14 protein-coding genes are annotated in these 13970 nt (G+C 69.1%); 6 read left to right on the top strand and 8 right to left on the bottom strand.

What is annotated here, in order from left to right; translation table 11 throughout:
- Nucleotides 1-10 precede the first annotated feature (10 nt).
- Together rsgA and bcp are read left to right on the top strand one after the other, a co-directional pair.
- Nucleotides 11-1051: a ribosome small subunit-dependent GTPase A gene (gene rsgA, locus CEP17_RS13645; RefSeq protein WP_112932626.1), complete on the top strand. Its 1041-nt coding sequence runs from the start codon at nt 11-13 to the stop codon at nt 1049-1051.
- Between the two features lie 15 nt (nt 1052-1066).
- Entirely contained in the window at nt 1067-1534 is a 468-nt protein-coding gene (gene bcp / locus CEP17_RS13640) for a thioredoxin-dependent thiol peroxidase (RefSeq protein WP_112932625.1), read from the top strand.
- A 30-nt stretch (nt 1535-1564) separates the two neighbouring features.
- Here bcp and CEP17_RS13635 read toward each other — a convergent pair whose 3' ends face one another.
- Entirely contained in the window at nt 1565-1954 is a 390-nt protein-coding gene (locus CEP17_RS13635) for a histidine kinase (RefSeq protein ID WP_112932624.1), read from the bottom strand.
- Nucleotides 1955-2168: 214 nt separating this feature from the next.
- Between CEP17_RS13635 and CEP17_RS13630 the strand changes: the two genes are divergently transcribed.
- The gene (locus CEP17_RS13630) at nt 2169-2417 is read left to right on the top strand and encodes a WhiB family transcriptional regulator (protein ID WP_005048317.1); all 249 of its coding nucleotides are present in this window, start codon (nt 2169-2171) and stop codon (nt 2415-2417) included.
- Nucleotides 2418-2478: 61 nt separating this feature from the next.
- Here CEP17_RS13630 and CEP17_RS13625 read toward each other — a convergent pair whose 3' ends face one another.
- From CEP17_RS13625 to CEP17_RS13615, 3 genes are read right to left on the bottom strand one after another with little or no spacing between them, the layout of a single operon-like run.
- Complete coding sequence (locus CEP17_RS13625) at nt 2479-3972, bottom strand: PAS domain-containing sensor histidine kinase (protein WP_036317362.1); 1494 nt, start codon at nt 3970-3972, stop codon at nt 2479-2481.
- 47 nt (nt 3973-4019) lie between these two features.
- Nucleotides 4020-5306, bottom strand: coding sequence for a P-loop NTPase (locus tag CEP17_RS13620; RefSeq protein ID WP_112932623.1), 1287 nt, complete (start codon nt 5304-5306; stop codon nt 4020-4022).
- Nucleotides 5303-5932, bottom strand: a complete 630-nt coding sequence (locus CEP17_RS13615) for a hypothetical protein (protein WP_112932622.1) — start codon at nt 5930-5932, stop codon at nt 5303-5305. The genes CEP17_RS13620 and CEP17_RS13615 overlap by 4 nt, the downstream gene beginning before the upstream one ends.
- A gap of 98 nt (nt 5933-6030) precedes the next feature.
- On the opposite strand from CEP17_RS13615, the gene CEP17_RS13610 reads away from it, so the two are divergent.
- Complete coding sequence (locus CEP17_RS13610) at nt 6031-6312, top strand: helix-turn-helix domain-containing protein (protein WP_112932621.1); 282 nt, start codon at nt 6031-6033, stop codon at nt 6310-6312.
- Nucleotides 6313-6333: 21 nt separating this feature from the next.
- On the opposite strand, the gene CEP17_RS13605 is transcribed toward CEP17_RS13610, so the two are convergent.
- A complete protein-coding gene (locus CEP17_RS13605) occupies nt 6334-6936 on the bottom strand; it encodes a hypothetical protein (RefSeq protein ID WP_036321645.1) in 603 nt (200 codons plus the stop codon).
- Nucleotides 6937-7088: 152 nt separating this feature from the next.
- Between CEP17_RS13605 and CEP17_RS13600 the strand changes: the two genes are divergently transcribed.
- Nucleotides 7089-7565, top strand: a complete 477-nt coding sequence (locus tag CEP17_RS13600) for an Rv3235 family protein (protein WP_187289968.1) — start codon at nt 7089-7091, stop codon at nt 7563-7565.
- Between the two features lie 36 nt (nt 7566-7601).
- Here CEP17_RS13600 and CEP17_RS13595 read toward each other — a convergent pair whose 3' ends face one another.
- Together CEP17_RS13595 and secA are read right to left on the bottom strand one after the other, a co-directional pair.
- Nucleotides 7602-8825 (bottom strand): pyridoxal phosphate-dependent aminotransferase, encoded by a 1224-nt coding sequence (locus tag CEP17_RS13595; protein WP_039414335.1) that lies wholly within the window; start codon nt 8823-8825, stop codon nt 7602-7604.
- A gap of 69 nt (nt 8826-8894) precedes the next feature.
- Nucleotides 8895-11687: a preprotein translocase subunit SecA gene (gene secA, locus CEP17_RS13590; RefSeq protein WP_039414332.1), complete on the bottom strand. Its 2793-nt coding sequence runs from the start codon at nt 11685-11687 to the stop codon at nt 8895-8897.
- Between the two features lie 143 nt (nt 11688-11830).
- Here secA and CEP17_RS13585 point away from each other — a divergent pair, with 143 nt between their 5' ends.
- A complete protein-coding gene (locus tag CEP17_RS13585; protein ID WP_112932620.1) occupies nt 11831-13159 on the top strand; it encodes a hypothetical protein in 1329 nt (442 codons plus the stop codon).
- 134 nt (nt 13160-13293) lie between these two features.
- On the opposite strand, the gene raiA is transcribed toward CEP17_RS13585, so the two are convergent.
- Complete coding sequence (gene raiA, locus CEP17_RS13580) at nt 13294-13956, bottom strand: ribosome-associated translation inhibitor RaiA (RefSeq protein WP_039414325.1); 663 nt, start codon at nt 13954-13956, stop codon at nt 13294-13296.
- Nucleotides 13957-13970 lie beyond the last annotated feature (14 nt).

Here is a 13970-nt window from a genome sequence, read left to right as displayed (position 1 = left end):
GAGGCGTGCGATGAGCTGGCTCGATCTCGGCGACGATGACGACGAGCTGGAGTTCGACGAGGCCGACATCCGGGTGCGCCCAAATCCGAAGGCGAATCGCCCGCGCACGAAACGGCGCCCCGCCCACGCCGATGCGGTGATCGGTCGGGTGCTCGGCGTCGACCGCGGCCGCTACACCGTGTTGATCGACGAAGACGGTCCCGACGAGCACACCGCGCTCGCCACCCGCGCGCGCGAACTGCGCAAGCAGCCGATCGTCACCGGCGATCGTGCGCGCGTCGTGGGCGACACCAGCGGCGATGAGGGCACTCTGACGCGCATCGTCGGGCTCGAGGAACGCACATCACTGCTGCGGCGCAGCGCCGACGACACCGACCAGGTGGAGAGGGTCGTGGTCGCCAACGCGGACCAGATGCTCGTCGTCGTCGCCGCCGCCGACCCCGAACCGCGGCCTCGGCTGGTCGATCGCTACCTCATCGCCGCTCTGGACGCCGGCATCCATCCACTCCTGGTCGTGACCAAGACCGACCTGGCCGATCCTGCGCCCTTCCTTGCGCACTTCGAGGGTGTGGACGATCTGGAGATCTTCACGAGCGGTCGCGGCCAGATGCCAGTCGAGGAGATCGGGCGACGCCTGATCGGCCACTCGACCGTCTTCGTCGGCCACTCCGGTGTCGGCAAATCCACGCTGGTCAACGTCCTCGTGCCCACCGCCGATCGTGCAACGGGACACGTGAACGAGGTGACCGGCCGTGGCCGTCACACGTCGAGTTCGACCGTGTCGCTGCGCTACGTCACGGCGGAGGGGCGCGGCTGGGTGATCGACACCCCCGGTGTGCGATCGTTCGGGCTCGGACACGTCGACCCGGCGAACATCCTCCGCGCCTTCACGGATCTGGCGGTCATCGCAGAGGAGTGCCCTCGCGGCTGCACGCATCTTCCGGACGCACCCGATTGCGCACTGATCGAGGCGGTGGCCGAGGGACGGCTCGGCGAGCGCGGAGCGGCGCGACTGGATTCGCTGCAACGTCTGCTCTCCACGTTCGCCTGATCGTAGGCTGGGGCTATGGCACGTCTCGAACCCGGTACCCCCGCCCCCGACTTCACGCTCGTCGATCAGGACGACGCACCGGTCAGCCTTCACGATCTGCGCGGCACCCCGATCATCCTGTTCTTCTACCCCGCCGCCATGACGCCCGGGTGCACGACGGAAGCCTGCGACTTCCGCGACAGCTTGGCACCGCTGCAGGCGGCGGGCTACGCGGTGATAGGCGTCTCGCGCGACGACACCGCGACCCTGCGCCGCTTCCGCGAGCGCGACGGTCTCACCTACCCGCTGCTCAGCGACCCCGATCACGCCGTGCACGACGCCTACGGCGCGTGGGGCGAGAAGATGAACTACGGAAAGACCGTGGAGGGCGTCATCCGCTCGACCATCGTCGTGGATGCCGAGGGTCGCGTCGCGCACGCCCTGTACAACGTGAAGGCCACCGGGCACGTCGCCCGCGTGCGCTCCCTGCTCGGCGTCGGCTGATCACCCGCTGAGCGGTCCCCTCGGAGCCGCTCAGCGGCGATCGTCACCGCGCCGCGCCGCGGTGCGCGCCGCGAAAAACAGGGCGACCATTCCGATGGCGGCGGGAATCGCCGTCGCCAGGGCTGTCGAGACGGACGGATTCGGGCCGGTGATGGCGCCGAGCGCCACGGCGAGGATCAGGAGCTGGCTGACGATCCCCCCGGATCGCCCCCAGGAATGGCCACGCCAGACGGCCACCGCGAAGGCGACGAGCGCCACCGCCCCGATCGCCGTGAGGACGATGAGAGCGACCGAGCTGACCGGGTCGTCGGTGTCACCGGTGATCAGGGCGACGATCTCCCAGCCCGTCACGACGAGAACGGCGAGCGCTTCCAGCGCCAAGATGGCCGAACCGGTGCGTTCCGCCGTCGTCGTCATCATGCGGGTGGGCCCTCCGATACAGCCGGTACACAGTACACGCCGGGGGAAATGCCGAGTTCACCCTTGATTCATCTGAATGACCATGGGAGCATTGAACTATCCGTGTGCTCCCACAGTGGCGTGGGGCGAGCGTCTGCTCGCACACCATCAGGGTAATCGACGCCCGACGTCACAACCCACCCGACTTCTCATCCCGCATCAAGGAGCACCCCCTATGGATTGGCGCGACAAAGCCGCCTGCCTGACCGTCGACCCCGAGCTGTTCTTCCCCGTCGGAAACACCGGGCCCGCTGTCGATCAGATCGAGAAAGCCAAATCCGTGTGCGCGCGCTGCACCGTCACGGAAGTCTGCCTCCAGTACGCCCTCGAGACCGGTCAGGACTCGGGCGTGTGGGGCGGATTGTCCGAGGACGAGCGTCGCGCTCTGAAGCGCCGCGCGGCCCGCGCCCGCCGCGCCAGCTGAGACGGCGGCCACCCGCGGCCGCCCACCCCGCGAAGAACGAGCTCGCCGAGGTCGTTCTCCCTCAGTTCTGCGTGCGTCCGAGGTAGCGCATCGGGATCTCGATCGTCACCTCGGTGCCCGAGCCGACGAGCGTGTGCCAGTCGATCGTTCCACTGAGTTCACCCTGGATGAGGGTGCGGACGATCTGTGTACCGAGCCCGCGACCGACCTGACCTTCCGGCAGGCCGACGCCGGTGTCGCGCACCTTCACGCCGAGTCGGTCCTCGGTGCGTTCCGCGATGATCTCGACCTCGCCCTCCTGATCGACCAGACCGTGTTCGACGGCGTTGGTGACGAGCTCTGTGAGAGCCAGAGCGAGAGGTGTGGCGTACTCGCTGGGCAGTGTGCCGAACGTGCCGGTCTTCCGCGTCCGCGCGCGGGTGTTGGGCGACGCAGCGACCTCCGCGACGAGCTTGAGCACCCGGTCGAAGACGTCGTCGAAGTCGACGTTCTGGGCGAGGCCCTCCGACAGGGTGTCGTGGACCACCGCGATCGCCGCGACCCGGCGCATCGCGTGCGTCAGCGCGTCGCGAGCCTCATCCGAGTGTGTGCGCCGCGACTGAATGCGCAGCAACGACGCGACCGTCTGGAGGTTGTTCTTGACGCGATGATGGATCTCCCGGATCGTCGCATCCTTGGTGATCAGCTCCTGCTCCTGATGGCGGATCTCCGTGACGTCCCGGCACAGCACGATGGCGCCGATCCGGGTGCCGTGATCCTTGAGGGGGATCGTCCGAAGTGACACCGTGACGCCGCGCGCCTCCAGGTCGGCGCGCCAGGGCGCCCGGCCGGCCATGACGATCGGCAGCGACTCATCGAAATCGCGTCCTTTCGGCAGAATGCCGGTGGCCACTTCGAGCAGCGATTCCCCTTCGAGCTCGTCGTCGAAGCCGAGGCGGTTGAACGCGGAGAGGGCGTTGGGGCTGGCAAACGTGGTCGTGCCGTCGACATCGATGCGGATCAGACCGTCGGAGGCGCGCGGGGCACCCCGTCGTGGAGAGGTCGGTGCGGCGAGGTCGGGGAAGTCGGCGCTGGAGATCATGCCGAAGAGGTCGTCGGCGCAGTCGTTGAAAGTGATCTGCTGGCGTGACGGGGTGCGCGCCTCGCCGAGGTTGGTGTGCCGCGTGAGCACGCCCACCACCACGGGCGACTGCTCACCGGCGCCGGCCGCGCGCACGATCGGCACCGCGCGCACGCGCGTGGGGGTCTCTTCGAACCAGTCCGGGGATGCCGAATCGACGATCTCGACCCGCGTGAACGCGTCCCGCACCTGGGTCCGCCATTGCGGGCGCACCATGTCGCCGACGATGTCCCGGTAGAACAGCGTCGCCGCACCGCTCGGCCGGGTGTGCGCGACGGCGATGAACGAATCGTCGACCGTCGGCACCCAGATCACGATGTCGGCGAACGCGAGGTCGGCGAGGAGCTGACCGTCGCCGGCGAGGCGGTGCAGCCACTCGATGTCCGCCCCCGTGGACCGGCCCTGGGCATACACGAGATCGCTGAGCGTCGACACGCACCCAGCCTAGGCGAGATCGTTCGACGGTGACGCGGTCACGCCCGTCACGCCGCGCCGCGAAGCGCGCGGCGCGTCCGGGCGCGCGCGCCGCTTCCCGGGCTCGGAGCATCGGCGCCGGACGCGCGTGACGGTCGCGTCCCCGCGGCGCGCGCCGGAGGCGGTTCGATCGCCTCGCCGACGAAACGACGAACGGCGCCCGACAGCGAGGATCGGGGTGCGACCCGGCCCACCGGCTGTGCCTGCAGGACCGCGGCATCGGCAGCCTTCGAATCCCATGGCACGAACCAGCACGCCGCGACGCCGACGTAGCGCTCGAGCGTGCGACGCACCTGCGACCGCGCATCGATCCCGAGCGTCGATGACCGTGTCTTGTTGACCAAGACGCGGATGGGGGCGGCTCCGGCCGCCGCGCGCAGATCGGGGTACGCGCGGACGAAACGTGCCACGCCGACAGGGTCTGCGGACACGACGGCGACGACGACATCCGCCGCGGCCAGGACGGCGAGCGTGGCCGCGTTGCGGCGCGGGCCCTCGATGTCGCTGACGATCTCCTCGTCGCGCTCCAGCGGCGCCGCGACATCGACGATCAGGTCCTCGACCCACGTGCGACACTGCTCGAGAGCACCGCCGACGCGTGCCGAGGAGAGCTCTGGCCAGCGCCCCGGCCGGTTGATTCCCGCCAGGACGGCGACATCACCGAGAGGCAGAGCGATCCGTTCGAACTCGGCGGCGCTCAAGGTCCCGCGCTCGGCCGCTCGGCACGCGGCAGCGAAGCCCGGCCCCTCGTCGGCGAGTCCGGTCAGCATGGCGATCGACGGAGCATGCGTGTCCGCGTCGGCGAGTGCGACCCGGCGCCCGTCCCGCGCGAGCTCCGCCGCGATCTCGATCGCCAGAGTGGTGCGTCCGGGGGCGCCCGCGGGTCCCCAGACAGCGATGATGCGACCACGCGCGGGCCCCGTCGGCGCAGGGGCCACCGCGTGCACCACCGCCGCGCACACGTCGTCCGGCGCGCACGTGGCGACGCCGAACATCTCGGCGAGTCGACGGTCGGCTGCACCGTCGCAGATCGCGACGATACGTACACCGAAGCGGTCGCACACGGCCACGAGTTGAGGAGTCAGTGCGTCTCGGCCGGCATCGACGGCCAACACGTCGGCGGCGGCGAGCGCGCCGAGCAGCTCGGCCGCAGCCCGTCCCGTGACGGCATCGGCGGCGGCGTCCGCCGGAGCATCAGCCGTCACGACGAGACTCACCTCGGCGCCGTGGTCGTCGAGAGCGTCGACGACGGAGGCTCCCAGGCGGTCGGACGCCAGCACCACACGCACGCTCATGAGCCCGCTCCCCCGCTCGGGACGATCGACAGGCTGGACCCGTCGGCGATCGCCGCGAGGGTCGCGGCGACGTCGGCGCGGTCGATCACGATCTCGACCGAGACGGCGGCGGCGCCCATCATCGACCGGTCACGATCGACCGATGCGACCGTCGCGGAGCCGACGAGGATGCGGGGCGTGTCGTACGCGCCCCGCTCCCGCGGGGCCGCAGCCCAGACGTCGACGGATGATCCCGTCTCGACGGTGGAGGGCACATCACTCGCGCTCGTGATGACGACCGTGGTGCTGCGCACGCCGGCCGCCTCACCGAGCGCATCGTTCGGCACGAGCTCGCCGGCCCGCACGACGCGGGTCGCGACGGCCCCCGGCCGCAGCGTCGTCGGCGACGCGTACGAATCGTGCATCGGCCCGAGCGCGACATCGACCACGCGCAGGTCGGCGGATTCGACGGTCTCACCCGGGAGCAGCGTCGTGGCGGCGGCGAACACGGGCGCGGTCTGACGTGCCGCGGCGACCACGAACCAGACGCCGCCCACCGAGACGACGATCAGCGCGATTCCGAGCAGGAATCGCAGGTCTGCCCAGAACGCGCGAGGGCGGGGTCGGGTCGTGACGGAGTCGCTCATGTCGGTATCGTGGCTCAGGATCGCGCCGACCCGGGCTGGTTATCCACAGCGCGGCGTGGACCCGCGAGGGCGAGCCCACCGGACCGCATAATGGCCTCATGCCCGAATCACCCGAAGCCGGCGCACGCCTGCTGACACCCGCCCAGGTGGCGGAGATGCTGCAGATCGCCGTGGACGAGGTGGTCGCTCTCGTGATCGATGGCCGTCTTCGAGGAATGAAGGCGGGCTCGCCGGCGCGCTGGCGCATCGATGCCGGCAGCGTCGCGGTCTATCTCGACGACCAGGTGGAAGACGCGCGACGAATGGCGCTGTGGCGCGAGTCGAATGCGGCGAGCTTTCCCGAGCTGTGGGGTCGAGGCGCGGTGCGCAACCCGGACTGATCGTCGCGCCACCGGCATCCCTCAGACGAGGTCGGCGACCGCATCCATCCGCATCGCGGCCACCGCCGGGAACGGAACGATCCGGAAGCCGCGCAGCTGATCGGCTCGGCGCACCGCGCCGACCTCGTGCAGTGCGAGATCGAGATGGTCTGCCCCGGCGCGATCGATCGTGCCGGACAGGACACGTCCCGTCACGAGACGCACCGTCACCGGGATGCGCCGACGGACGAGATCGCGAACGACGAAGCCCAGAGACATACGCTGCGCGAGTGCGCCGCCGGGGTGGGCGCTGCGCACGCTGTCGAGAAGATCTTTCGTGCCGAGGGCCATGGTCGCCACGGCGGTGAACGGCACGATCCAGACCATCCCCGACGATCCGTCCTCAACGGACACGGCGAGCCAGTCGGATCCGACGCGCGTGACGACTCCCGACAGCGTCGTGCCGTCCGTGAGCTCGATGCCGAGGGAGACGTCGCCGGCCTCCGTGAGCACCACGAGCCGATCTCGGACGGGGATGCGCGCCAGGCGCAGGCGCTCCGCCTCGGTATCGAGGGCGGCGCGCTCAGCCTCCCATTCGGAGTCGAGTTGGTCTTCCAGATCCTCGAAGAAGCGGTCCCAGCGCACGCGGCGACCCTAGGGCACGGATGCCGCGGCCCGCCGACTCTGTCCACAGCGGCCTCTCCACACGTTGGAGGATTCTCATCCTTCCTGTGCGTGGGCTGTGTTGTACTCGTCAGACGCCCGACCGGGCGGACGACGTCAGAGGAGGACGGAGCATGGCCACCGCATCCCCCGACGCTGCCGGTACTCCACCGCGCAGCGCGACCGCGCCGCGGAGCGTGTCGACACCACGCCGCGGATCTGCATTGGAGGTCGCGGAGTACTTCGCACCCCAGCGCACCGGCACGGATGCGCTGCCCGCTCCCGAGCCGCTGCTGAAGAACCTGACCATCGGCGTCCTCGAGGCCCTCGCCGGGGTGCGCGAAGTCGATCAGCTCGCACGCTGGTTCGGCGAGGACGCGTTCCGCGCGCTGATCACACGGGCCAATCTGTCGGCTCGTGCGCGGAGTGCGCGCGGTGTCGCGCCGGCCCGCCCCGTGCACCATATCCTTTCGACACGCCACTCCTCGCCCGCCGACGGCGTCATCGAAGGAGTCGTCATCGTGGCAGGACCCGCGCGCACGCGCGCCGTCGCCCTCCGTCTGGAGGGCTGGGACGGTCGCTGGCGCGCCACGTCCCTCGCACTTCTCTGAGCCTCCCGGGGACGCGGCCGGCGTGACCGACCCGCCTTACTGCCGGTACGACGAGAGGAAGTTGCCGAGCCGTTCGATCGCCTCGGTGAGCACGCGCGCCTCCGGCAACGTCACGATCCGGAAGTGATCCGGCGTCGGCCAGTTGAATCCCGTGCCCTGCACGAGCAGCACATGCTCCGCGACGAGGAAGTCGTAGACGAACTTGGCATCGTCGTGGATCTCGTAGATCTCGGGATCCAGCCGCGGGAACGCGTAGAGAGCGCCGCGCGGCTTGTGGCACTGCACCCCCGGAATCGCGGTGAGAGCGTCGAACGCGGCATCCCGCTGCTCGTGGAGCCGCCCGGTGGGGGCGATCAGGGCGTCGATCGACTGCACACCCGACAGCGCGGCCTGCACTGCGTGCTGGGCGGGAACGTTGGGGCACAGCCGGGTCGAGGCCAGCAGTTGGATGCCTTCGAGGAACCCGGCGGCGTGCTTCTTCGGGCCGGTGATCACCATCCAACCCGACCGGTACCCCGCCACGCGATAGGTCTTCGACAGGCCGTTGAACGTCAGGCAGAGCAGGTCCGGCGCGAGCGTGGCCAGCGGGATGTGCACAGCGTCGTCGAACAGGATGCGGTCGTAGATCTCGTCGCTGAGCAGCAGCAGCGAGTGCTCTCGAGCGATCTCGACGATCCCCTCCAGCACCTCGCGCGAGTACACCGCGCCGGTCGGGTTGTTCGGGTTGATGACGACGATGGCCTTCGTGGCCGGCGTCACCTTCGACCGGATGTCTTCGAGGTCGGGCTGCCATCCGTTCTCGTTGTCGCAGCGGTAGTGCACCGGCGTCCCGCCGGCGAGACTCGTCATAGCCGTCCACAGGGGATAGTCCGGCGCGGGGATCAGCACTTCGTCACCGCTGTCCAGCAGCGCCTGCATGGTCATGGTGATGAGCTCGGACACCCCGTTGCCGAGGTACACGTCGTCCGGATCGAACGCCGGGAACCCGGGCACCTGCTCGTACCGCGACACGACGGCGCGGCGGGCCGACATGATGCCGCGGCTGTCGCTGTAGCCGTGGGCGTGCGGCACCGCTTCGATCATGTCGCGGACGATCTGGTACGGAGCCTCGAAACCGAAGACGGCGGGGTTGCCCGTGTTGAGCTTGAGGATGCGGTGGCCGTCGGCCTCGAGCCGGTCAGCTTCGACAAGGGCGGCTCCACGGATCTCGTAGAGAACGTCCTTGAGCTTGGATGACTGGTCGAGGATGCGGGGACTCATCGGATCAGGATATCGCCGCCCCGACGAGGCCAATCGCCGACCGGTGGCCCGGACAGCGCCGACCGGCGACTACTTCTTCTTGCCGGCGGCCCGACGCTCGGCGCGGTTGTTCGCCGCAGGCGCGGATGCCGCGGCATCCGTGCGCTGCCCGAATGCCCCGCGCGGAGCCTCGGCGGCGGGTGCGGCCGGCGCGGCGGGCGCGCTCTGCTGGCGGAGCTTGCTCGTCGCCGCCTGCTGGACCTGCCCGCGATCGTTGCGGACCTCGACCTCGCCGGCGTCGTTGGCAGCCGTGTACTGGAGCTTCTGGTTCTCGACCGAGGGCGCGACCTGCAGGCCCTTGGCCTCGACCTCCTCGCCGCTCTGGCGCACCTCGACTTCGAGGTTGTAGAGGAAGCCGACCGACTCCTCCTTGATCTGGCCCATCATGGTCTGGAACATCTCGTAGCCCTCGCGCTGATACTCGATCAGCGGGTCGCGCTGCGCCATGGCACGCAGGCCGATGCCGTCCTTGAGGTAGTCCATCTCGTAGAGGTGATCACGCCAGCGCCGATCGAGCACCTGGAGCACGACGCGACGCTCGAGCTCGCGCATGGCGGGCTCGCCGAGCTTCTCCTCACGCGCCGCGTACGCGATCTTCGCGTCCGAGAGGATCTCGCGCTTGAGCACCTCCGGCGTGACGCGCCCCTTGTTGCCGCTTTCGGCGACGACCTCGTCGATCGTCACCGACACCGGGTACAGCGTCTTCAGCTCGGTCCACAGCGCGTCGAAGTCCCAGCTCTCGTTGTGGCCGGTACCGGTGTGGTCATCGATGATCGCGCCGATGGCGTCCTCGATGAAGTGCTGCACGCGGTCGGACAGGTCGTCACCCTCGAGCATCTGGCGGCGATCGGCGTAGATCGCCTCGCGCTGGCGGTTGAGGACATCGTCGTACTTGAGCACGTTCTTGCGGATCTCCGCGTTGCGGGCCTCGACCTGGGACTGCGCGCTCTTGATCGCGCGCGAGACCATGGTCGATTCGATCGCGACGTCGTCAGGGAAGTTCGTGCGGGCGAGAATCGCCTCGGCGGCGCCGGACTGGAACAGTCGCATGAGGTCGTCGGTCAGCGACAGATAGAAGCGGCTCTCGCCCGGGTCGCCCTGACGGCCCGAGCGGCCGCGCAGCTGGTTGTCGATGCGACGGGACTCGTGGCGTTCGGTTCCGAGGACGTACAGTCCGCCGGCCTCGACGACCTTGGTCGCCTCCTCGGCCACCGTGTCGCGCATCGCGGCGTAGGTCTCGGTCCAGGCGGCATCGTACTCATCGGGCGTCTCGACCGGGTCGAGCCCCTTCGCCTTGAGCTCCTGCACCGCCAGGAACTCGGCGTTTCCGCCGAGCATGATGTCGGTGCCACGACCGGCCATGTTGGTGGCCACGGTGACGGCGCCGAGCCGGCCGGCGCGAGCGACGATCTCAGCCTCACGCGCGTGGTTCTTGGCGTTGAGCACCTCGTGCTTGATGCCCTTCTTGGCGAGCAGTCGCGAGAGGTACTCGCTCTTCTCGACGCTGACGGTGCCGACGAGGACCGGCTGTCCGGTCTCATGACGGCGTGCGATGTCCTCGACCACCTGCGCGAACTTCGCCTGCTCGTTCTTGTAGACGAGGTCGGGCTGGTCCTTGCGGATCATCGGCTTGTTCGTCGGGATCGGAACGACGCCGAGCTTGTAGGTGGACATGAACTCGGCCGCTTCGGTCTCAGCGGTACCGGTCATGCCGGCGAGCTTGTCGTAGAGGCGGAAGTAGTTCTGCAGGGTGACCGTGGCGAGTGTCTGGTTCTCCGCCTTGACCGGCACGCCCTCCTTGGCCTCGATGGCCTGGTGGATGCCCTCGTTGTAGCGACGCCCGACCAGGATGCGGCCGGTGTGCTCGTCGACGATCATGACTTCGTCGTTCATCACCACGTAGTCGGTGTCGCGCTTGAACAGCGCCAGGGCCTTGATCGAGTTGTTCAGGAAGGAGATCAGCGGGGTGTTCGCCGACTCGTACAGATTGTCGATGCCGAGGTAGTCCTCGACCTTCTCGATGCCGGGCTCGAGCACACCGATGGTGCGCTTCTTCTCATCGACCTCGTAGTCCACCCCGGCCTCGAGCGTCTTCGCGATCTTCGCGAACTCGACGAACCAGCGGTTGGCCTCGCCCGAGGACGGGCCCGAGATGATGAGCGGGGTGCGCGCCTCGTCGATGAGGATCGAGTCGACCTCGTCGACGATCGCGAAGAAATGACCGCGCTGAACCAGATCCTGCTTCTGCCAGGCCATGTTGTCGCGCAGGTAGTCGAAGCCGAACTCGTTGTTCGTGCCGTAGGTGATGTCGGCGTTGTACTGCTCGCGGCGCACCTCGGGGGTCTGTCCGGCGACGATGGTGCCGGTGGTCATGCCGAGGGCACGGTAGACGCGACCCATGAGCTCGGCCTGATACGACGCGAGGAAGTCGTTCACGGTGATGACGTGCACGCCCTGGCCGGCGATCGCGTTGAGGTAGACGGCGAAGGTCGCGGTGAGCGTCTTTCCCTCACCGGTCTTCATCTCCGCGATGTTGCCGAGATGCAGAGCCGCACCACCCATGATCTGGACGTCGTAGGGACGCTGGCCGAGGGTGCGCTTGGCGGCTTCGCGCACGGCCGCGAAGGCCTCCGGCATCAGCTTGTCGAGGCTCTCCCCCGCCTCGTGGCGGGCGCGCAGCTCGGCGGTCTCGCCGCGCAGCTCCTCGTCGGTCAGCTGCGCATAGTCCTCTTCCAGGGCGCCGACCGCCTTCACGACCTGCTGAAGCCGCCGCAGGATGCGTCCTTCGCCGGCGCGGAGCAGTTTCTCGAGAGGGTTGGCCACGGAGCATCTCCATCTATCGGGTGCGGGCGACGTGCGACGTCGCCTCGACCGCGCACGAGGGCACGGCATACGGGGCCATGTTACCTGGCTGTGACTTTGCTTACCTGCGCGAGACCTCGAAAACACGCGCATAGGATCGTGACATGGCCGGATTCTGGGGCGCACGCAAGCAGGAACGCGAGCAGCGGGCGGCCGAGGACGCCGAGCTCGGCCGCCGGGCGGACGCGGCGCTCGTCGAGATCGACGAGCGCCTGCGCACGACGGAGGACGAACTCGTCTTCGCCGAGATCGAACTGGGCACGGAGCCCACCCAGAGCCTCCGCGAGGCGCTGAACGCGGTGCGCAGCCACATGGGCGAGGCGTTCCAGCTGAATCAGCTCAATCATGACCACATCCCGGACACCCCCGACGAGCTGCGCACGCGCAACGCGCGCATCATCCAGCTGTGCGACTGGGCACAGGAGCTCCTCGACGATCGCCTCCAAGCTCTCGCCGAGCCCGTCGAGCGCGCCCGCCGCGCTCCGGAGATCATCGCCGGCATCCGCGCCGACGTCGAGCGGGGCACACAGCGACTCGAACGCGCCGAGGCGACTCTCGCGCGCGTGCACGCCCGGTACGCGCCTGCCGCCGTGCGACGCATCGAGAAGAACGCCACCGAAGCTGCCCAGCTCTTCGCCTTCGCCACGCACGGTGCCGATGTCTCCACGGCACGACGCGAGAGTGGTCAGCGGGAGCAGGCGAACCTCGCGCTGGAGACGGCCATGGAGGCGGTGCGCCGCGCGACCACCCTGTTGGATGCCGTGGACGCCTTCGAAGTGGAGGCGTTGCGTGCCGAATCCACGCTCGACGCCATCGTGGAGGATTCGCGCGGCGACCTCGTGGCCGCTCGTGAGCTGCAGAGCATCCCCGCCGTGAGCGCTGCCATGGCTGCGCTCGAGAACGAGCTTTCCGCACTCACCCCGGCGGGCGAGCTTCCCGACCCGTTCGGTGAGCTCACCCGACTGCGTGAGGCCAACGCCGCACTGGATGCCGCGGTCGCCAAGGCCCGTGCACGTCTGGCCCACCCCGCACCGCCGGAGGGCCACGTCCGCCATGCGATCGACGACGCGGACCGCCAGCTCGGCGTCGCGCGCAGCGTCATCTCCGGCCACCGGGGATGGATCGGCGCCGATGCGCGCACCCGTCTGGCCGAAGCGGAACGGATCCGCCTAGACCTGGCGGCGCTGAGCGCACAGCCCATCGGCGAGGACGATCGCGAGCAGGCCCTCGCGGACGCCCGTCGGTGCGGGCAGCTGGCGGCGGAGGCTCTGCAGCTGGCCCAGCGCGACATCGACTCCTCCCGCCCGAATGACGGCGGCTGGGGAAACGGTGGCGGCTGGGGAGGCGGTCGCCGCGGTGGAGGCGGCGACATGGTCGGCGGCATCCTCGGCGGGCTGGTCATCGGCAGCATCCTGGACGGCATCTTCGACTGAGTCCGCCCGATCGGGCGGATGCGCCGACCCGCGCCGAAGAAGCGGAATCGGATCGGAGAAACAGAATCGGATGCCGCGCGTCGCGGCATCCGATTCTGTTCACTCGCCCCGGTTTCGGGGCTCGGCCGGGTGGCTCAGGACGCGAGCTCCGCGGCGGGCGGAGCACTGGCGGTGAGCGAGATCACGCCGTAGTCCCAGCCCTTGCGGCGATAGACGACGCTCGGGTGGTCGGTGCGCGCGTCGATGAAGAGGAAGAAGTCGTGTCCGACCAGCTCCATGCGGTCGACGGCCTCTTCGACCGTCATCCACTCGGCGTCGAAGTTCTTGGTGCGGATCACGACCGGCGTGTAGTCGTCCTCGCCCTCGTCGCCGACGGCGATCGGGATCTCGCCGGTCGCGACCGCACGCAGCGTCTCCACCGATGCCGGCTGCACGTCGATGCCGGACAGCGCCCCGCTGCCCTTGTCGAGCTTGGCTCCGCGCGGGTGGTTTCGGGCGTCCACGCGCTTGTCCTTGGCACGACGCAGCTGCTCGGCGAGCTTGTCCACAGCCATGTCGAGTGCCGTGAACTTGTCGTTGTCGGTGGCCTCCGCACGCACGAGCGGACCCTTGCCGGTGACGGTCAGCTCGACGGTCTCCTCTTCGCGGCTTCCGTTGTGATACGCGCGGTGGGTGACCTTGACGTCGAGACGCTGCGCTCGGGGGGACAACGTTCCGATGCGGACGGACTTCTCTTCGGTGACGGTGCGAAAACGATCCGAGATGCTCACACCCACGCCGACGATGCTGGTTTCCATCCTGACCTCCTTGT

This window comes from Microbacterium sp. PM5, from assembly GCF_003293595.1.
Lineage (GTDB): Bacteria > Actinomycetota > Actinomycetes > Actinomycetales > Microbacteriaceae > Microbacterium.
The sequence above is the reverse complement of the archived record's forward strand: the minus strand, read 5'-3'. Positions and strand labels throughout refer to the sequence as shown.